Raw genomic sequence first — 19,187 nt, 5'->3', positions numbered from 1 at the left:
TCAATAAGTGATTATCGGATGACAACGACAATAACGGATTCGTGTAACAGGGGTACTCATTGGAACGGTCGTTATCAAAAGATTTGATTTATTCGGAACCGAAATACTGTGTTTTTCACTTTCATCCCCGAATCTTGTGTAAAAAACACCCATACGGATAACCGGGCAATGCAACAGGTAATAGCATTAAACAAAGAATGACATAATACTATTTTTCCATAGAAGTATAGATATATCTGTTTTTCTACCCACGAAAACTTGTTTTATCTTCTATGGGTCACAGGTTGTTTATATCTACAACTCAAAAGAATAATAGTATAAGTCACCGTTCCGAAGTCGGATTACATTGGAGCAGCGGAGGATGTATGAAACGGAGAATGGTATAAGTCATCGCATAACAACACGAAAAAAGCATTGCAAAATGATCTTGCTTTCATCACTTTGCAATGCTCCTTGTTTTTGTAAGGCTTTTATTTTATTTTGATTTTATGTTGTAGAAGGCAGACATTCCGGGATACTTGGAGATCCCGATCAGGTCTTCTTCAATACGAATCAACTGGTTGTACTTGGCAACACGATCGGTTCTCGAAGGCGCACCGGTCTTGATCTGCCCTGCGTTTGTCGCAACGACCAAGTCCGCGATTGTTGTATCTTCGGTTTCTCCCGAACGGTGAGATACCACCGCGGTATATCCCGCTCTTTTTGCCATTTCGATGGCGTCTAAGGTCTCGGTGATAGTTCCGATCTGGTTCAGCTTGATCAGGATGGAGTTTGCAATTCCTTTTTCGATCCCTTCTTTCAATTTTTTTGTGTTGGTCACAAAGAGATCATCTCCGACGATCTGGATCTTATCTCCCAATTTCTCCGTCATCAATTTGAAACCGTCCCAGTCGTTTTCATCCAAACCGTCTTCAATCGAAATGATGGGATATTTCTCAACCATTCTCTCATAGAAGGCAACCATTTCTTCCGATGTCCATTCCTTGCCTTCTCCGCTGAGCACATACTTCTTCTTGTCCGCATCGTAGAAAGAAGATGCCGCAGCGTCCATAGCGATACGAACTTCTTCTCCCGGCTTGTATCCTGCTTTTTCAATCGCCTCTACGATCGAAGACAGGGCTTCTTCGTTGGACGAAAGGTTGGGCGCAAAGCCTCCCTCGTCTCCTACAGCAGTATTTAGTCCCTTCGCCTTCAAAACGGATTTAAGTGCGTGGAAGATCTCCGCTCCCATTCTGAGTGCTTCCTTCCAGGAATCCGCTCCGACAGGCATAACCATAAATTCTTGGATGTCGACATTGTTGTCCGCGTGCTGACCTCCGTTCAGGATGTTCATCATTGGAACGGGAAGGGTCTTGGCGTTTACTCCGCCCAGATATTGGTAGAGAGGAAGTCCCAGTTCGTTTGCAGCAGCGTTCGCAACTGCCATGGATACTCCAAGGATCGCGTTGGCTCCCAGTTTTCCCTTGTTTTCGCTCCCGTCGAGTTCGATCATAGTCTCATCGATGCCGATCTGATCAAAGACGTTGAAGCCTTCCAATTCAGGCGCGATAATCTCATTGACGTTTTCCACCGCCTTCAAAACTCCTTTTCCAAGGTATCTACCCTTGTCTGCGTCTCTCAATTCGACTGCTTCATAAATACCTGTGGATGCTCCCGACGGAACTGCCGCCCTGCCGATCACGCCGGATTCCAGGGTCACTTCAACTTCTACCGTGGGATTTCCTCTGGAATCCAAAATCTCTCTTGCATATACATCTGTAATAAACATAATACATTCTCCTTCCGGGATATGGTTTGATTTTATCTTCTTTTACCTATATCGAGCTTATGCTCTTCTCTTTTTAAACTGCCCTATGCTCCATTCTGCGGTCGAAGTCTTTGATGAGCCTATCTCTTCTATATTTTAGTACTGTTATTCATTCAAATGATTGACACCAACAATTTGTACTCAACAGAAGACAAGGCGGGTCTTTGTGATCACAGAATAGATATAGCCTTATTTTTGTCGGATGACAGCATTGTCCCCTCAAAGTCTCTCTTCCTACTTTACAATCAGGGAGGTCCCCGTCATCTCCTTCGGTTGAGGAAGATCTAGGAGTTCCAGCATCGTCGGCGCAAAGTCGCACAACCTTCCGCCTTGAACAAGCTTCGCATCCTTATTCCTGTCATCCACATAGATGAAGGGAACGGGATTGGTCGTGTGTGCAGTAAAGGGTTTTCCGTTTTCATCCTTCATCTCATCACAATTTCCATGATCGGCGGTGATAAGGCAAACTCCCCCCAGTTCCAAAACCTTAGGTATCACACGATTCAAGCAGGCATCCACGGCTTCGACAGCCTTCACCGCCGCCTCCAAAACTCCCGTATGACCTACCATATCTCCGTTTGCGTAGTTCAATATGATAACATCCTTTGGATCTCTATCGAGGTCTTCCACCAATCTTTGCGTCACCTCATAGGCGGACATCTCCGGCTTGAGATCGTAAGTCGCCACCTTGGGAGAAGCGACCAGGATCCTATCTTCCTTCTCATAGGATACTTCCCGTCCTCCGTTGAAGAAGAAGGTGACATGGGCATATTTTTCCGTTTCGGCGATCCGAAGTTGGGAAAGTCCGCAATTTGAAATATATTCCCCAAAAGTGTTGGTCAAGGTCTGAGGAAGATAAGCAACATTGACATTGGGGATCGTCGCATCGTAGAGAGTCATCGTAACAAAGTAGGGGAGCACGGGTGTCCTTTCAAATTCATGGAATTCCGGATCCACGATGGTCCTTGTAAGCTCCCTTCCCCGATCGGGACGGAAGTTGAAGAACACAACGCTATCCTCCGCCTCCAAAGGTCTTATGTCTCCGACGGTGCAGGGAAGGACGAACTCATCGGTAACCCCCGCCTCATAAGAGGAGCTCATCGCATCCGCTGCACAGGCAAAATGAGGAGCCTCTCCTCTCACAACGGCCGCATAAGTTTTTTCGACCCTCTCCCACCTCTTGTCCCTGTCCATGGCGTAGTACCTTCCCGATATGGTCGCGATCCTTCCGATCTTATGCTCGGCCATATAGTTCTCCAAGTCTTCGATATAGCCCTTTCCGCTGTCGGGAGGGGTATCGCGTCCATCCATAAAGCAGTGTACAAGAACGTTTTGAACTCCGTTTTTCTTCGCCATTGCAATAAGCCCCTTCAAGTGAGAAATATGGGAGTGCACTCCGCCGTCGGAGAGCAGACCCATCAGATGAAGGGCGGAACCTTCCTTCTTTGCGTTTTCCATCGCCTTCAACAGGACCTCGTTTTGAAAGAAGTTCCCTTCTTTGATCTCCTTGGTGATCCTTGTCAGTTCCTGATAGACGATCCTTCCCGCTCCTATGTTCAGATGTCCTACTTCCGAGTTACCCATCTGTCCGTCCGGCAAGCCCACATCTTCGCCGCTCGCTCCGACAAGGGTATGGGGATATTCCTCAAAGAGGTAGTCCAGGTAGGGCTTGTTTGCCATATAGAAGGCATTGTTTTCTTTTTTATCTGTAATTCCCACTCCATCCAAGATGATGAGTGCCACAGGTTTTCTCATAAATCAAATCTCCTTATAATTTACCAACTTCACAAAAGAGTCCGCCTTGAGGGCCGCTCCTCCGACCAAGGCTCCGTCGATATCGGATTGTGCCATGATCTCTCTGATATTCTCGGGCTTGACCGAACCTCCGTAGAGGATGGACACCTCCTTGGCAACTTCGCCAAACATTTTTTCAATCTCTTTCCGGATAAACACGGTCATATCGTTGGCTTCCTTGCTTGTCGCAGTTTTTCCCGTTCCGATCGCCCATATGGGTTCATAGGCGATGACTACTTTTTTTGCCTGATCCGCACTCAGATCCTTCATCCCTTTTTGTACCTGCTCGGAGATGACGGTCCACAACCGTTCTCCTTCTCTTTCTTCCAAGGTTTCTCCTACACAGAGGATGGGGATGAGGTCGGAGGCCAAGGCCTTCTTGACCTTTTTGTTCACCACTTCATCAGTCTCGAAAAAATACTGTCTTCGCTCGGAATGGCCCAAGATCACATAGCTTGCTCCGGTATCCTTGACCATCGTAGCAGAAAGTTCTCCCGTGTAAGCTCCGTCATCTTCGTAGTGCATATTTTGCGCTCCCGTCACCATATGTTTTGAGGCTTTTCCAAGCTCGTAGAGTACATGGAAGGGAGCACAGAGAACAGTCTCTACACTTTCATCGAGAGAATGTGTTTCCAATTCCTTAACGAAGTCAAGGCTATCTTTCAGATTTTTATTCATCTTCCAGTTTCCTGCAATGATTTTTTTTCTCATATCGTCCTCCGTCTACCGGTTGTCGATGGCATCGATACCGGGCAATACCTTTCCTTCCAAGAACTCAAGAGAAGCTCCTCCGCCCGTGGAAATATGAGTAATGCTGTTTGCATATCCAAGCTTTTCGACAGCTGCTGCAGAATCTCCTCCACCTACGATTGTAACCGCATCAAGCTTGGAGAGGATTTCGGCAACTGCCTTTGTACCCTTTGCATACTTATCCATCTCAAAGACTCCCATAGGTCCGTTCCAAACGACGGTTTTGGCGTTCTTCAAAACTTTCTCGAATTCAGCCACGGTCTTTTCTCCGATATCAAGTCCCATATATCCGTCCGGAACATTGGAGTCCTTTGTCATCATAGAGGCGGCTTCCTCGCTGAACTCCGTTGTAGCATGGTAATCCAGAGGAAGCAGGATGTTGACCTTCTTCTCCTGCGCCTTGTCCAAAAGCTGTTTTGCAACTTCGACCTTGTCTTCTTCCACCTTGGAAGAACCCGTGTTTCTTCCAAGGGCCTTCTCGAAAGTAAAGGCCATCGCTCCACCGATGATAAGCGAATCTACTTTGTCCAAGAGGTTTTCGATTACGCTGATTTTATCGGACACCTTGGCTCCTCCCAAGATCGCAACAAAGGGTCGGTCGGGGGCCTCCAAAGCTCTTCCCATCACACAGACCTCTTTTTCGATCAAAAAGCCCATTGCCGAAGGAAGGTAGTCTGCAATCCCGGCAGTGGAAGAGTGCGCTCTGTGAGCGGTCCCGAAGGCATCGTTTACATACAAATCGGCAAGAGAAGCAAGCTCCTTGGCAAAATCGGGATCATTCTTGGTCTCCCCCTTTACAAAGCGGACATTTTCAAGCAGAACTACATCGCCATCCTTCATATCCTTTGTCAATCTTCGTGCGTTTTCTCCCACTACAGTTTCGTCTTCGGCAAGTTCGACCTTCTTGCCCAAGAGTTCGGACAATCGCTCCGCCACCGGTTTCAGTGTAAAAGTCGGATCGTATTTTTTGTCCGGTCTTCCCAAGTGCGACATCAAAATCACCCTTGCATTTTGTTGCAACAGATACTTGATTGTATCAAGGGCCGATACAATCCTTCTGTCATCAGTGATCTTTCCGTCCTTCATAGGAACATTGAAATCACAACGTACAATTACCTTTTTTCCTGCCACATCCAAATCCTGAACGCTTTTTTTGTTTAACATTGACATTCTTATCCTCCTATTGATAAAAACAGCCCATACAAAGGATTTGCATGGGCTGTTTGACAAAATTCAATTCTTTTTTCGCAAGCATCCACGAAGCCGATCCATGTCAACTATGTCATTTTATTCAAACATCTGCGTTGCTTACTTCTTCTCGTTGACGATCTTTGTCAAATCAAGTACACGGTTGGAGTATCCCCACTCGTTGTCATACCAAGCTACAATCTTCGCCATATTCTTGCCCATCACCATGGTGGAGAGCCCGTCTACGATGGAGGAACGCTTATCCTTGGTATAATCGACAGATACCAACGGCTCATCGCTGTATCCGAGAATCCCTTTCAATTCGTTCTTGGATGCTTCTTCAAAAGCCTTGTTGATCTCTTCTACAGTCGCTTCTTTGGAAAGCTCCACCGTCAGATCTACAACGGAGACCGTCGGTGTCGGTACCCTCATAGCAAATCCGTTTAGTTTTCCTTCCAATTGGGGAAGTACCAAAGAAACCGCCTTTGCAGCTCCCGTCGTCGTAGGAATGATCGAAAGCGCCGCCGCTCTTGCACGTCTAAGGTCCTTATGTCTCTTATCGAGGATGTTTTGGTCATTGGTATAAGCATGAACGGTGGTCATCAAACCTTTTACGATCCCAAACTTCTCATCTACCACCTTTGCAAAGGGAGCAAGGCAGTTGGTCGTACAAGACGCGTTGGAGATCACATGATGTTTTTCCGGATCGTAGTCGTGGCAGTTTACTCCCACTACAAAGGTTCCGTCTACATTCTTTCCGGGTGCTGTCAAAATAACTTTTTTCGCACCTGCATCGATGTGCTTGGATGCATCTTCTTTGTTGTTGAACTTTCCTGTGGATTCAATAACGATCTCCACACCCAACTTGCCCCAAGGTGCATTTGCAGGATCTCTCTCTTCAAACAAGAGGATCTCATGTCCATCGATGACTAATTTGTCGTCACCTACCGCTTCCACTTCTCCCTGATAAGTTCCAAATACCGAATCATACTTGAAAAGATGAGCCAAGGTCTTTGCTTCTTTTCTGTTGTTGACTGCTACGATCTCATAGCCGAAAGCATCTTTCCCTCCGTTTTCAAAGTATGCTCTCAATACGTTTTTACCGATTCTTCCAAATCCGTTAATTCCGACTTTCATCTTCAACTTCCTCCTAAAAAAATAATATATTGTAGTTTATTTCTTACCCGTTTCCAAAATGCGATTTGCCGTATCCGAGTCCGTGACGAGGGTCAAGCTCGGATTGATCCCGGAGATGGCACGGATCGCCTCCACCTTTCTCTCTCCGGCAGCTACACCTATGATGTTACTCATTTGCTTGTACTTTGAAAGTTTGATACCCAAGGTGCTGCTCTCATAGACGATCTCTCCCGAAAGATTGAAATAGAATCCGAAGGATTCCGCCACAGCCTTCCTCTCACCCAGAAGATCGCATTGCTCCTGCGAAAGGTTACGTCTCTTGGCCATATCGTCGGCATTTCCTATTCCGAATACCAAACAGTCAATGTTGTCGATCACTTGAAGAGTTTTTTCCAAAGAAGTTTCCTTGAGCAGTTCATCCGCGATCTCCCGGTCGATATTGTCCGGAAGCTGGAGCAGTTCATAGTTGCTCTTGAGTTTTTCCGCAACGATGGCCACGACATTGCTCGCCTGGGTCTCATAATTGCTCCTCAGACTCCCTCTAGCAGAGACGACCATGACTTCCGACGGTCTGGATTGCACCTTCATCGCCTGTGCCACATGATACATGGTGCTTCCGCCCGTGATACCCAAAATCCTGCATTGTTTAAGCGATTGAACGATGTGTCTCGCCGCCGTTCGTCCCAATTCAGTTAGATTTAAGTTCTCATCGGGAAAGGTCAGGCTGATCAGGACTTTTTTGATACCCAAATAGGCTTGGAGCTTCTTCTCCAAATGGTGGAGACCTCTGATCTTCGAGATGTAGGGCTCTGTCGCCTCCAAAAGCTCCTCCCCGGTCGATGACAAACTCATACCGTGGCTGAACACCTCAATCAACTTCGCTTCTTTAAGAAAATCCACCTCGGCACGAACCACTCTCTCGGATAAGTCCAGCTTTTGAGCTAAACTCCTACGCCCTATGACTTCGCACAGTTCTATTTCTTTGAGAATATCATAACGCAGTTCCATCTCCTGCAAAATTTCGGGAACCAGTATTTTTTGAATCTGAAAAAAATCCTTCACGGTTACCCTTCTTTCACTTGCGGGTACATTTTTATCCCGCGTTTATTTTGTGTCCCATAAGTATGATACCCATAATTGACAAAAAAATCAATCTTTATTTGTATTTTTTCTTAGGGAAATAAACAGCGTTTGATACTATTCTTCGATAGAAGCATTTCATATCCTTTTCGAAACTGCAAAAATCCGTTCTGTCTTCTGCGGGACATAAAGGTTTTGATATCGATAACTCAAACGGATAATCATATAATATTATTTTCCAATAGAAGTGTGGTCATGTCTACTTTATATCTACGAACATCCGTCTTATCTTCTGTTGAGTACAGGTTTCCGATATCCCTAACTCAAAGGAATAATAGTATAAATTTGTCCGGTCGTGAAGTTTAAATTCTACGATTACTCAAAAGGTTTCCGATAACTATATTCTGTTTCCCCTACATTTTAAACGGAGAACAGTATGAGGTATTGGAATATCGGCGTTAAGGATATCAAGGCTGCTTCGCACAAGTTGTTGATATAAAGAGTGCAGACCGATGGCAGCATCAAAAATCTTCCATCATAAAAAGGGAACTTCCGTTCCCTTTTTCTATGCTTGGGAGCAGATGACATCAAGGTCTACATAGGGCGCATCCTTCCACAATCGTTCAAGATTATAAAATTCTCTCTCTTCCGAATGGAAAATGTGAACCATGACTTCACCATAGTCGAGAATGATCCATCTGCTTGTTCCATATCCTTCTTTTTGACGACATTCTACTCCATTTTTCTCCATTTCCGATTCCACAAAATAGGCAATCGCCTCCGCCTGCCTTTCGTTGTCCGCATCCGTAATAACAAAGTAGTCCGACAAGGTGGAGATCTGCTTGATATCCAGTACGGAAATGTTTCGTCCCTGCTTTTCCTGTATTGCTTCCACAATCGTCTTTAAATAATTCATACCCACTCTCCTTCTGTTTCTTTATTCTTCTTTATCTTCCATGATCCATCTCCAAACTTTTGCATTCTGCCCTTCTCGAACTTCCCCTCTTCACACAAGTAGCTGATTTATCCGAATTCAGGAATCTTTATATCACTTGCTGAAGTCCGAACCTATGATTACTACGATGTCGGGTTCACGGTAGTCGACCGCCCTCGTTCCTTCCTTGAGTCTTTCGACACCCAAAATTTCTCCCACCTGTTTTGCCAACTTTTCATTGTCCTTATAATAAACCGTAGTCTCCTGATAATCGAATCTGCTCGCATTGCCCGTATAGGATACAGGCAGATCCTCTATCTTCAATAAATCGGACACCCTTCTTGCAACACCGGTCTTACCCGAACCGTTATAAGCAAAGATGGTATACAGAGGCTTGTCTTCCTCCTTACCCTCTTCCAACTCGATTGGTGCTTCTTCCTGTGCTATGACAGGTTTCTGAACGGGATAATCTCCTTTCAGGAGGTAACTTATCAGCTCCGCCTGTTTTTCTTCATCGAGGATATAGTAAGAAATCCCGTTAATATTCTTGGCCTTACCCGGCAATACTTTTTTCTCTATTCTTTCAGGATCCAACTTGATCGCCGTGGCAGCCAGCGATATCAACTCCTTCTTTGAAAGGTCGGTGTCCACATACTGATACATGGTCTCCAGATACTTGGGTATTTTCGTGATCGACTGGGGAGAGATAATCTTGCGGAAGAGCATTTCCATAAAGTACTGTTGCATCTCGATCCTTCCCAAGTCCTTGTTGGCATAACCGTTACGAAAACGAATAAATTGCATAGCCTGCTCTCCATTGAGGGTCTGAGGCCCCGCCTTGAGATGAATGTGGAGGTTTGCAGCATAGTCGTCCCAGTCCATGTCTTGGGGAACGTTGACATCGACTCCCCCGACATCGTCCACGGTCTTGGTGAGCGCCTGATAGTTGACCCTGATATAGTGATGGATCGCAAGCCCCGTTGTTTTCTTAACCGTCGATACGGCAAGCGGGATACCGCCCTTGGAGTGAGCGTGGTTGATCTTCGTCTTCTTGGGTCTGCCCTCTATCTTTACCCTGCTGTCCCGAGGTATCGAAAGGATGAATCCCGTCTTTGTCTCGGGATCGGCGCTCAAGACCATCATTGTGTCGGTCCTGGCATGTTCTTCCGTCGTATCTTCCTCAAGGGTATCGACTCCCATCAAAAGAATATTGACCCTCTTTTTTTCCTCCACGGCATTGAGCCAATACTGCTCAAACTCCGTTCTCTTCTTAACTTCCTGTTCGTCCTTCTCTAAGTAAAAGGCGACGATTCCCGACACGATGAGTGCAGCGGAAACCATTGTGATCAAAATTGTCTTTATTGCTTTTTTCATATTTCGTAAACCTACTTACCTTCTGCTTGTTTTCGTGAAAGGAGCAAATCATTCCTCGCTTCCAAGGTGTCGGGATGGATCAACTGACCTTCCTTCAGTAGATACTCGATGGTATGGTTCAACCCTTGCAAGAGGGCCTCCCTCATACCTAAGTCTTCCTCCGCTCGGCGAAGTCCTTCTACTCCCGGATAGGATCTGCTCGGCTCGATATAATCCGCAAGAGCTATCAAAATCTCCAACTCGCTCATACCCGCCCTGCCCGTCGTATGGTAACGAACGGCATTCAAAACATCCTCGTCTCCGATCCCATACTCCTCTTGCGCTATCTTCTCCGCCACCCTCGCGTGCCACAGTTGAGGAGATTGCAGTTCCAACTCGGTGAGACTTATGGCTTCTCTCTCGAAAAACTCCAAAGACTCCTCCTTCGTCCACTCCTTCGCATAGTCGTGAAAGAGGGCGGCAAGCTCCGCCTTTTCTCTGTCAATACCGTATTTGTCGCAGAGGGCTATGGCGGTGTCTATTACCCCCGTAACATGGAGGTAACGCTTGGGTTTCAACGTTTTTTTCAATATTTGATATAACTGTTCTTTCAAATCTTCAATCCTCTCTATACAGGTCATTTGCATAGATATACTCCACTACCTTTCGCGGCAGGAGGTACTGCACGGTGTGCCCCTCACGGATCGCTTCACGGATTACCGTAGAGGACACATCAATCTTGATCGTCGGCAAAAATATGATATCGGTATGATACCTTTCCTTCAACGACTTCAGTTTACTCTCTACCGACTCGTCCGCAAGGTAGGGTCTCGTCAGGCAGACGAAGGTTGCATACCTGTATATTTCTCCTATCCTATGCCATGTATGTAACTGATACAGAGAGTCCAAGCCTATGATGAAGAACAGCTCATCCTGAGGATGTCTTTCTTTCAAGTACTTCAAAGTATCGATGGTATAGGACTTCTTCTCTTTGAATTCACCCTCCAGATCCGAGATGAAAAAATCGGGATTGTCCTCAATTCCCATCTTCGTCATTTCATAGCGTTGCTCAAAAGTTGTAATATTTGAAAAATCCTTGTGAGGCGGGTTCAGCGCCGGCATAAAAACGACCCTGTCCAGATCCAAATAGTCCTTCGCGGCCTGTGCAATGTAGAGATGTGCTATATGAATAGGGTCAAACGTTCCTCCGAGTATTCCGACCTTAGCCAAGTTTCTTCCCCCTCACCCTTACTTTCTTCTATTATACATGAAATTCCAACAAAATTGTATGATAATTATAAAAAAGTAAAGAACCGGCGGCTCTTTACTTCATTTTTTGTATCTTTCATATAGAACTATAACAATATCACATAAATCGAAAAAACAGAGTACACTTGGATTGTTCCGAAAATTAAAATTATCACAACCGTATTTTTGTCCCGGTATTCATTCAAACTGTCGATATCAACACCTCTTGTTCTACAGGTGATATAAAACTTTTTGTGCTTATAAGTGGAGGAGACACCTCACAAATCAAAAAAACAGAGAAGAATCGGTTTCACGCAAAAAATAAAACTCTTATGTTGATTTCACAAGGTTTTTGTACCGTATAAAACAATAGCAAAAGTAAGATATCCCTTTGTGCGGCTTTGCCCTGATATGAGCATACTTCTATCGGAGAATGGTATTACAGAGTTCAAGCTACAGAACGATGATAAGAATACGGTATCTCTTTGTTCGACCGTTCCACAACTCCTCAGAAAAGATCTTATACAGATCCGTTCCAAGAACCCTTCCCCTTTACTCCTGATCAAACAGAGCGACCTTATAGCCCAAGTCTTTGATCATCTCCATATCTTTTTCGATCGTAATCCCGGCAGTAGTCAGCATATCTCCGGATATCACAGCGTTGGCTCCGGACTTGAAACAGCTCCTGCCCTTGTCTTTCGACAGCCCCCTTCCTCCTGCCAACCTGACGGCTGCCCTTGGAAGGAGAAAGCGACAGACTGCCACAATCCGTCTTTTTTCTTCTTCGCACAGAGCTTCGTTGTTCTCATAGGGAGTTCCCTGTATGGGGTTCAAAAAGTTTACAGGGATCGAACGGATGCCCAATTCTCTAAGATCTATCAACATATCAATCCTGTCCTCTACGGTTTCTCCCAAACCCATGATCCCTCCGCTACAGACCGAAAGTCCCTCTTCGAGAGCATTTTGGATCACCTCGATCTTTTCCCTGTAGGTATGTGTTGTGCAGATATTGGGAAAATAGGACTCAGAACTCTCCAGGTTGCAGTGGATCCTGCCGATCCCCGCCTCCTTCATCTTTCTTAAAGCCTCCTTGCCCACAAGACCGAAGGAAGCACAGATCTCGATGTCCACTTCTTTCTTTATCTCCCTGACGCTCTCGCAAACCCGATCCAGTTCCTGCCCTTCCAAAGCTCTCCCCGAAGTTACGAGAGAATAACGAAGCACTCCTCTATCCGCATTGTACTTCGCCTGTTTCTTGAGCTCTTCGGTGTCAAGAAGAGGATACTGCGAACTGAGAGTCTTGTAGTGCACCGACTGTGAACAGTACTTGCAGTCCTCCGAACACCTTCCGGACTTTGCATTGACGATGGTACAGACATCGAAGACCTCCTTACAAAACCTTTCTCTGATCTCATTTGCGGCCTTACACAGTTCTTCCAAAGGAGAGCGGTATAGCTCCAGCGCCTCCTGTCTTGAGATGATTCCTCCCTCCATCACCTTGTTCTTCAACTCCTGTATCCTGCTCATCGATGTATCTCCCTTCGAATACCTTCCTCTTATCCCCTTGTTTATAACTATAGATTCTTTAACCGTGGTATAAGAGATGATTGTAAAAATAAAATTTATTATTTGTTTACAATAACCTATCATAGAAGACCTCCCTTGTCAATATAGGGCTTATACTATTATCTGCTCGAACGATAAGTATCAACGCGCTTGAGTCCATGATCAACAAAACACATCTTCGTGTTCACGGGCACAGACATATCCATAATAATATGGGAGCACCGGCCAATACTGCTCTATTTTTGAAGTGTCAGAAGTATAGAATATACATTTAATGAGAATATCTTAAGTGATCTTAGGTTTTTAAAACTGTATAAGCGGACAATTTTACCGGACGATATACCTCTTGCTTTATCATTGTACAGATTAATAATATTCTTCGATAGAAGTATGGTTATATTTGTTTTGCAACCACGAAAATTCGTGTTCTCTTCTATGGAGTGCAAATCGTTGATATCCATTATTCAAAGGAATAGTAGTATAAGCAACAAGATGGACAATTCCTTCCGTGATATCATGGACATCAAACATAAATATTAGTAAGTATATAACATTATCGAAAGACATCGATACAAAAAACAAGTCGAATGTATATAAAAAAGACCGCAGCCCTAAGCTACGGTCCTTTGTAATACAGATTTATTTTACCAGTTTCGACATCTTCTTAAAGACCTCTCCGCCGGATTCTTCCAACACATCGAAGACTACAGTTTCACAGGAAGTGATGAGCGCTCCCATTTCCTTCATCAAATTCAGCCCCACTTCTTTGTTCTGAAGGGTCCTCGACGATACAACATCCACAGGAACGATCACCTCGTAGCCTGCATTGATCAGATCCCTTATCGTCTGATAGACACAGATATGAGTTTCGATCCCTGCTACGATGAGAGTCTTAATCTCCTTCTTCTTTAAAACCTCCTCGATCTGAGCAAAGGCGGAAAAGGTCATCTTTTCATAGACCTCCTCCTTCGGGATGTAAGAACCGATCTCTTCCACGGTATGCCCCAAGCCCTTCGCGTACTGCTCCGTTGCAATCACGGGGATGTCAAAAGACGCACACAGTTCCAACAAAATCTTTGTATTTCTAAGCAGAGCCTCCTTCTCATGGATAATCGGAAACAACTTCTCCTGAATATCGATAACCAAAAAAGCGGTGTTTTCCTTCTTTATTCTTTGCATCTTCATACTTTTCTTCCTCCAAGTCTTATTTTGATCTTGCAAATATCATTCGGCCCGCCGCTGTCTGTAATACCGATGTTACGACGACCGTCTTTGTCTGACCTACCAGCTTTCTTCCGCCCTCGATGACGATCATAGTTCCATCGTCGAGATAAGCGATACCCTGATTTGCTTCCTTTCCCTCTTTTAGAACGGTAACTTCCAATTCTTCTCCGGGAAGCAGGATCGGTTTGACCGCATTGGCCAACTCGTTGACATTGAGTACCTGAACCCCTTGAAATTGTGCTACTTTATTGAGGTTGAAATCATTGGTGAGCACGACTCCGTTTATGGTTTGAGCCAGCTTCAAAAGTTTCATATCGACCTCTTTGACATCCTCAAAGTCCTTAGAAGAGATCTCAAAATTTGCCGTCTGCTTGCTCTGCATGGAGTTTAGAACGTCCAAACCTCTTCTTCCTTTCATCCGCTTCAAGTCATCGGACGAATCGGCAATATGTCGCAGTTCTTCCAAAACAAACTCGGGAACAATGAACTTTCCTTCAACAAAACCCGTATCCGCAATATCGGCGATTCTCCCATCGATGATCACACTGGTGTCAAGGATCTTAGGGCTTGCACCGCTGTCTTTTTTGTTCAGATGTTTTTCCATTGTTTCTTTGTTTTTACGAAGATTCGAGAAGAAGACGATGATATCCTCCTTCCTCTTTGAGGAAAGGACTAAACCGATATAGCCGAAAAAAACGTAGATCAGAGCTGACAAAGGTATACCGACAAAGGGGATCTTCTGTACGAGACCGGAAATAAAATAAGCAATAATAAGTCCGATATTAAGCCCGATCAGTCCTACAAAAATATCTCCTATTGTCAATCTTGAGATCTCTCTTTCTATCCTCGTTGCAAACTTGGAAGTCGTACTCATAAAAAGCGGTGTTATTAAATAAAACGCATAACCTCCACTCAAGGCAAAGAGCATCAAAAGCAAGATCTGCATGACCTTATCATGGGATGTAAACGATGTGGCATTGTTCAAGAAAAAGAAAAATGCCACTCCCAAACTTACGCCGATAATCGAAAAAATAGTTCGAATAATTCTGTTTAACATAACGCACCTCCCCTTTCCTCATAGTTTGTATAGAATTATTCTACCATATAATTATATGAATTTGTTAAACAAAAGTGAAAATTGACTTATTTCACATATCTTTGTCCGGACTGCACTGCACTCTTATACTACTATTCTTTTGAATAGTGAATATAAACAATCTGTGACCCATAGAAGACAACATAGTTTTTCGCCATCGAAAAATAGTATTATTTCTCAGGGGCGATGCGCCGAAACCACGATCCGAAAACTTGAACTTGCAGACAGTAAGGAGGCGTTGTTCGGTGAAAGTGATCGAACTATTGTAAGAGATAGCAAATGATTTGAAAAAAAGGAAAAAACCATTGTTACAAAGTCTATCCCATCCAAAAAGAGGTCTCTCCAAGTATTCGAAAAGACCCCTTCCTCCTATTTGACATAGGCGATGTAAGGCAGGTTGCGATAATTTTCCTGACAGTCGATGCCATAGCCTATAATAAATTCGTCCGGCAGATGAAAGCCTGTAAAATCCGCCACGATATCACACTTTCTTCCCTCGGGTTTGTCCAACAGGGTACAGATCTTCAACTTCTTGCACTTCCTCGCTGTCAGATACCCCTTGAGATACTCCATCGTCAATCCCGTATCGATGATGTCCTCGACCACCAATACGTTTTTGCCTTCAATATCCATATCCAAGTCCTTGAGGATCTTGACTACACCCGAACTCTCCAAGGACATCCCGTAACTCGACAAGGACATAAAGTCGAGCTTAACGGGGCAGTTGAGGTGTCGGATCAGGTCGGAAACAAAGATACATGCTCCCTTCAGGATCCCGATCACATAAATCTCCTCTCCTTCGAACTCTTCCTCGATCTCCTTTGCCATCTCTCTGACTTTTTGAGCAATCTGCTCTTCATCAAGCAATTTTCCTCCTATGTTCAGCTCCTGCATGGTATGCTCTCTCCTCTTTTTGATCTATAATACAAATTTTATCCCACAAACAACAATTTTCAACAATTTCACCCTTCATATAACGCTGATTTCTCGGCTGATACAGCATTTCTCCCGGCTTATCCAAGAGCCTTCTAAGATGCTCTATGATAAAAGTGCGCTTATACTTTCTTCGCCTGTCTCCTCCTCAAGCCATTTCGTGAGCTGCTTCTAAGATGCTCTATGATAAAAGTGCGCTTATACTCACAAGTACAACAATTGTTTTATCGCCCAGAACACAGGGCATCGACAGCAACAATTCGAACGACAGTATAAACAGATAAAGCTCGTCGTTCTTCAGCGCCTGTTCGGCACTTGACTTACTTGTCAAAAAACTTGTTGATGTTTTTTATCACGACCGACCAGCTTCCGTCTTGCTCCGCAACGAACTCGAGTACATTCTTATCTTCAAACAAGCGGATCGGCACATTGATCTCAATCCCCGTATCGGTGATGATGGTCTGTTTCTCGTAGTTCTTCTTTAGCGAAGTTTCGGGGATCACTACCGGAGTGCCCCAAAGGTTTGACTTTTTGAACGCGTTCTCGTAGATGCTCTTCAACTCAGTTTGATCCTCAAAGGCTTTGTCCACGATATCGGACACCTGAACGGCACCGTTTTCGAATACACTGTCCAAGACCGCCTTCTTGATCTCCACCTTTTGGTTGAAGTCCTCGCCGACGAACTTCTCTTCCAAGTTTGAAGAAATATCGCGAAACTCCTTCAACTTCTCCTTCTCCGACAAAGCATTTTCGGTCTTTAGCAACAGTTCGGAGAGGAGGAGTACCTTTTCTCCATTGATGACATACTCCCTGTCGATGACGGCAATGTCCTTGTACTTGAGATGAAGGAGAAAACCCTCATCCACCTTGGAACGGTTGGGAAGGTAGAGGTCCTCTTTGTTGACAAGAGTCCAAATGCTCCCGTCATTGGTTATTTCGCTCCCGCGTATGAGAAGTTTCTTGTGGTTCCACTTAAAACAACCGAAGTACATCACTTCCTGCATCTCAAAGAGGATGAAGGCCAGATCGCAGGACGCAAGTCCTGCTCGGTTTTCATAGATCGTCTTATGCAGGAGACTTGCAATATCCCTCGTCACCTCCATAAATCGATCCAAGTTTTCGTCAAGGCTGCTCATCATCGCATCGACAAGGCTGTCCTCCTCAAACCTCGCCCACTTCATATCCCCCGAGCGATACAAGGAACCTATGTGCTTCAACAGAAAATCATAAGTCATCTCCTCTTCCCTGTCGATCTCAAGGGTCGAAAAAGAAGGAAGTTCCTCATTTTTGTTCAAGGTGTGGATTACCGCCTTGTACAATATCGGTTTTTCCAACTCAAACATCGTCTACTCCTAACTCTATATTCCTCTAATTAAATTTATGTTTATACTATGTCTCCGTGTGAAATGCCGGGTATAAAAAATATATCATTGACAAAAACAATCTGGATGATTCTATCATTCAAAGTGTCAAGTCGTCAATTTTAATAGACAACAGTCCCGACTTCTTGGTTACCCCGGTGTATCGATACATTGATATTCCTGTTGTTCTCAACTATGCCATTGATCCGTTCATATTATGACGGGGAGATAAAACAAGAGTAAGCATCCATATGTCCCTGCACCGGTTCAGGGTTTGAAAAAGTACGGCAGACAGAGCTTCAATAAGTCTTTTTACTTTTCCAAAGGGCACCGGCTTCCTTGAGGATCGCATCGGCAATACCGCTCTTTTTCATCTTGTCGACGCTTCGGCTGCGTCCGTCCGAAAAAATCATCGTTACGATATTGGTGTCCGTCCCGAAGCCCGCTCCCGCCTTTGTCAGGTCGTTGGATACGATCATGTCCATATTCTTCTTTCGGAGTTTGGCACTCGCATACTCGACCACTGCGGTCGTCTCCGCGGCAAAACCCACGATGACCTGATGAGCCGCCTTTCTTCGTCCCATCTCGTAGGCGATGTCCTTGGTCCGCTTCATCTCAATCTGCAGGCCTCCCTCCTTTTTCTTGATCTTGTTGTCTGCGACTTCCGCCGGAGTAAAATCCGCGACCGCCGCCGCCTTGATCAGGATGTCGGTGTCTGCAAAACTCCTGTCCACCGCCTCATACATCTCCTGTGCCGAACGCACAGGCACAAATTGTTTGAGACCGACGGATGGCTTGAGATCAGTCTTTCCCGAAATCAGAGTGACCTCCGCCCCCTTACGGGCGGCCTCCTCCGCGATTGCATAGCCCATCTTGCCCGTAGAACGGTTGGTGAAGTATCGCACAGGGTCCAAGTCCTCGATGGTCGGTCCGGCCGTAACCGTAATCCTACAGCCCTTCAATTCGTCGCTGATCTTGGCCCGAAGGGTCAAAACTTCTGCAATGACCTCCGGCTCCTCCATCTTGCCCGCTCCCACATCTCCGCAGGCGAGCAGACCGGAGGCGGGATCGATAAAGAGATAGCCTCTTTTTTTAAGTTTCTCGATGTTCTCCTGTACGACAGAGCTCTCATACATCGCCGTATTCATAGCCGGAGCTAAGATCACCTCCGCCCTCGTCGCCATCACGGTCGTCGAGAGCATATCGTCGGCAATGCCGTTTGCGAGTTTTCCGATGATGTTGGCGGTAGCCGGAGCGATCAGAAACAACTCCGCCTTCTTGGCAAGTTCGATATGCTCGACATCCCACCTCGTCGGCTCGCTGAACATATCGGTTACCACCTTGTTTTGGCTTAAGGTCTGAAACGTCAGGGGAGAGACGAACTCCTGTGCGTGCCTCGTCATAATGACATCGACCTCAAAACCTTGTTTTTTTAATCTCGATACAATGTCGCACGTCTTGTAGGCGGCGATCCCGCCCGTAACGCCGACAATAATATTTTTTTTCATCTATCTTCTCCTTGCAGAAAGCGACTTATGTTATCAGTAATACTATTCTTCATTTGAAATATGCCGGGTATACAGAATATACCGTTGCCGAAAAACAATTTGGATGATCCTGCGTTTCAAAACATTCGCCTGTCAACTCGATAACAGTATAAACCACCGCATGATCCCAAACATCGAGCTTATCCACATCCCCGTTATCGGTCGGAAC

At 45.2% G+C, this 19,187-nt stretch carries 16 protein-coding genes; all 16 read right to left on the bottom strand.

Translation table 11 applies throughout. The features are described 5' to 3' along the window. Positions 1-475: 475 nt before the first annotated feature. Positions 476-1,768, bottom strand: a complete 1,293-nt coding sequence (gene eno / locus ACFO4R_RS03695) for a phosphopyruvate hydratase (protein WP_379787668.1) — start codon at positions 1,766-1,768, stop codon at positions 476-478. 273 nt (positions 1,769-2,041) lie between these two features. Beyond that, the gene (gpmI, locus tag ACFO4R_RS03690) at positions 2,042-3,562 is read right to left on the bottom strand and encodes a 2,3-bisphosphoglycerate-independent phosphoglycerate mutase (RefSeq protein WP_379787667.1); all 1,521 of its coding nucleotides are present in this window, start codon (positions 3,560-3,562) and stop codon (positions 2,042-2,044) included. Between the two features lie 3 nt (positions 3,563-3,565). Beyond that, the gene (gene tpiA / locus ACFO4R_RS03685; protein WP_379787666.1) at positions 3,566-4,312 is read right to left on the bottom strand and encodes a triose-phosphate isomerase; all 747 of its coding nucleotides are present in this window, start codon (positions 4,310-4,312) and stop codon (positions 3,566-3,568) included. Positions 4,313-4,324: 12 nt separating this feature from the next. Continuing rightward, positions 4,325-5,521, bottom strand: coding sequence for a phosphoglycerate kinase (locus tag ACFO4R_RS03680; RefSeq protein WP_379787665.1), 1,197 nt, complete (start codon positions 5,519-5,521; stop codon positions 4,325-4,327). A 138-nt stretch (positions 5,522-5,659) separates the two neighbouring features. Beyond that, positions 5,660-6,682: a type I glyceraldehyde-3-phosphate dehydrogenase gene (gap, locus tag ACFO4R_RS03675; protein WP_379787664.1), complete on the bottom strand. Its 1,023-nt coding sequence runs from the start codon at positions 6,680-6,682 to the stop codon at positions 5,660-5,662. A gap of 30 nt (positions 6,683-6,712) precedes the next feature. Next, a complete protein-coding gene (locus ACFO4R_RS03670; RefSeq protein ID WP_379787663.1) occupies positions 6,713-7,738 on the bottom strand; it encodes a sugar-binding transcriptional regulator in 1,026 nt (341 codons plus the stop codon). A 583-nt stretch (positions 7,739-8,321) separates the two neighbouring features. After that, positions 8,322-8,672: a ribosome silencing factor gene (gene rsfS / locus ACFO4R_RS03665; protein WP_379787662.1), complete on the bottom strand. Its 351-nt coding sequence runs from the start codon at positions 8,670-8,672 to the stop codon at positions 8,322-8,324. A gap of 132 nt (positions 8,673-8,804) precedes the next feature. Next, positions 8,805-10,064 carry an LCP family protein gene (locus tag ACFO4R_RS03660; RefSeq protein ID WP_379787661.1) on the bottom strand — a complete coding sequence of 420 codons (1,260 nt, stop codon included), beginning with the start codon at positions 10,062-10,064 and terminating at the stop codon, positions 8,805-8,807. An 11-nt stretch (positions 10,065-10,075) separates the two neighbouring features. Continuing rightward, the gene (gene yqeK, locus ACFO4R_RS03655; protein ID WP_379787660.1) at positions 10,076-10,690 is read right to left on the bottom strand and encodes a bis(5'-nucleosyl)-tetraphosphatase (symmetrical) YqeK; all 615 of its coding nucleotides are present in this window, start codon (positions 10,688-10,690) and stop codon (positions 10,076-10,078) included. Continuing rightward, on the bottom strand, positions 10,662-11,273 hold the full coding sequence (nadD, locus tag ACFO4R_RS03650; protein ID WP_379787659.1) for a nicotinate-nucleotide adenylyltransferase: 612 nt from the start codon (positions 11,271-11,273) through the stop codon (positions 10,662-10,664). Before nadD ends, yqeK begins: the two co-directional genes overlap by 29 nt. A gap of 570 nt (positions 11,274-11,843) precedes the next feature. Further along, the gene (gene bioB, locus ACFO4R_RS03645) at positions 11,844-12,818 is read right to left on the bottom strand and encodes a biotin synthase BioB (protein ID WP_379787658.1); all 975 of its coding nucleotides are present in this window, start codon (positions 12,816-12,818) and stop codon (positions 11,844-11,846) included. 678 nt (positions 12,819-13,496) lie between these two features. Then, a complete protein-coding gene (locus ACFO4R_RS03640) occupies positions 13,497-14,042 on the bottom strand; it encodes an isochorismatase family protein (RefSeq protein ID WP_379787657.1) in 546 nt (181 codons plus the stop codon). A 19-nt stretch (positions 14,043-14,061) separates the two neighbouring features. Beyond that, complete coding sequence (locus ACFO4R_RS03635; RefSeq protein WP_379787656.1) at positions 14,062-15,138, bottom strand: PIN/TRAM domain-containing protein; 1,077 nt, start codon at positions 15,136-15,138, stop codon at positions 14,062-14,064. 408 nt (positions 15,139-15,546) lie between these two features. Then, complete coding sequence (gene hpt, locus ACFO4R_RS03630) at positions 15,547-16,071, bottom strand: hypoxanthine phosphoribosyltransferase (protein WP_379787655.1); 525 nt, start codon at positions 16,069-16,071, stop codon at positions 15,547-15,549. A gap of 359 nt (positions 16,072-16,430) precedes the next feature. Next, on the bottom strand, positions 16,431-17,453 hold the full coding sequence (locus tag ACFO4R_RS03625; protein WP_379787654.1) for a nucleoid-associated protein: 1,023 nt from the start codon (positions 17,451-17,453) through the stop codon (positions 16,431-16,433). 317 nt (positions 17,454-17,770) lie between these two features. Then, entirely contained in the window at positions 17,771-18,979 is a 1,209-nt protein-coding gene (gene coaBC, locus ACFO4R_RS03620) for a bifunctional phosphopantothenoylcysteine decarboxylase/phosphopantothenate--cysteine ligase CoaBC (RefSeq protein WP_379787653.1), read from the bottom strand. Positions 18,980-19,187: the final 208 nt, after the last annotated feature.

It is taken from the genome of Filifactor villosus (assembly GCF_042652965.1).
In the GTDB taxonomy this organism is placed as follows: domain Bacteria; phylum Bacillota; class Clostridia; order Peptostreptococcales; family Filifactoraceae; genus Filifactor; species Filifactor villosus.
Note: the sequence above shows the minus strand (reverse complement) of the source record. Positions and strands in the feature narration are given on the sequence as shown.

Bases quoted from the DNA above. Each gene is read 5' to 3' on its own strand.
- eno (WP_379787668.1), bottom strand. From the start codon at position 1,768: ATGTTTATTACAGATGTATATGCAAGAGAGATTTTGGATTCCAGAGGA.
- gpmI (WP_379787667.1), bottom strand. From the start codon at position 3,562: ATGAGAAAACCTGTGGCACTCATCATCTTGGATGGAGTGGGAATTACA.
- tpiA (WP_379787666.1), bottom strand. From the start codon at position 4,312: ATGAGAAAAAAAATCATTGCAGGAAACTGGAAGATGAATAAAAATCTG.
- ACFO4R_RS03680 (WP_379787665.1), bottom strand. From the start codon at position 5,521: ATGTCAATGTTAAACAAAAAAAGCGTTCAGGATTTGGATGTGGCAGGA.
- rsfS (WP_379787662.1), bottom strand. From the start codon at position 8,672: ATGAATTATTTAAAGACGATTGTGGAAGCAATACAGGAAAAGCAGGGA.
- ACFO4R_RS03660 (WP_379787661.1), bottom strand. From the start codon at position 10,064: ATGAAAAAAGCAATAAAGACAATTTTGATCACAATGGTTTCCGCTGCA.
- yqeK (WP_379787660.1), bottom strand. From the start codon at position 10,690: ATGCAAATGACCTGTATAGAGAGGATTGAAGATTTGAAAGAACAGTTA.
- bioB (WP_379787658.1), bottom strand. From the start codon at position 12,818: ATGAGCAGGATACAGGAGTTGAAGAACAAGGTGATGGAGGGAGGAATC.
- ACFO4R_RS03640 (WP_379787657.1), bottom strand. From the start codon at position 14,042: ATGAAGATGCAAAGAATAAAGAAGGAAAACACCGCTTTTTTGGTTATC.
- ACFO4R_RS03635 (WP_379787656.1), bottom strand. From the start codon at position 15,138: ATGTTAAACAGAATTATTCGAACTATTTTTTCGATTATCGGCGTAAGT.
- hpt (WP_379787655.1), bottom strand. From the start codon at position 16,071: ATGCAGGAGCTGAACATAGGAGGAAAATTGCTTGATGAAGAGCAGATT.
- ACFO4R_RS03625 (WP_379787654.1), bottom strand. From the start codon at position 17,453: ATGTTTGAGTTGGAAAAACCGATATTGTACAAGGCGGTAATCCACACC.
- coaBC (WP_379787653.1), bottom strand. From the start codon at position 18,979: ATGAAAAAAAATATTATTGTCGGCGTTACGGGCGGGATCGCCGCCTAC.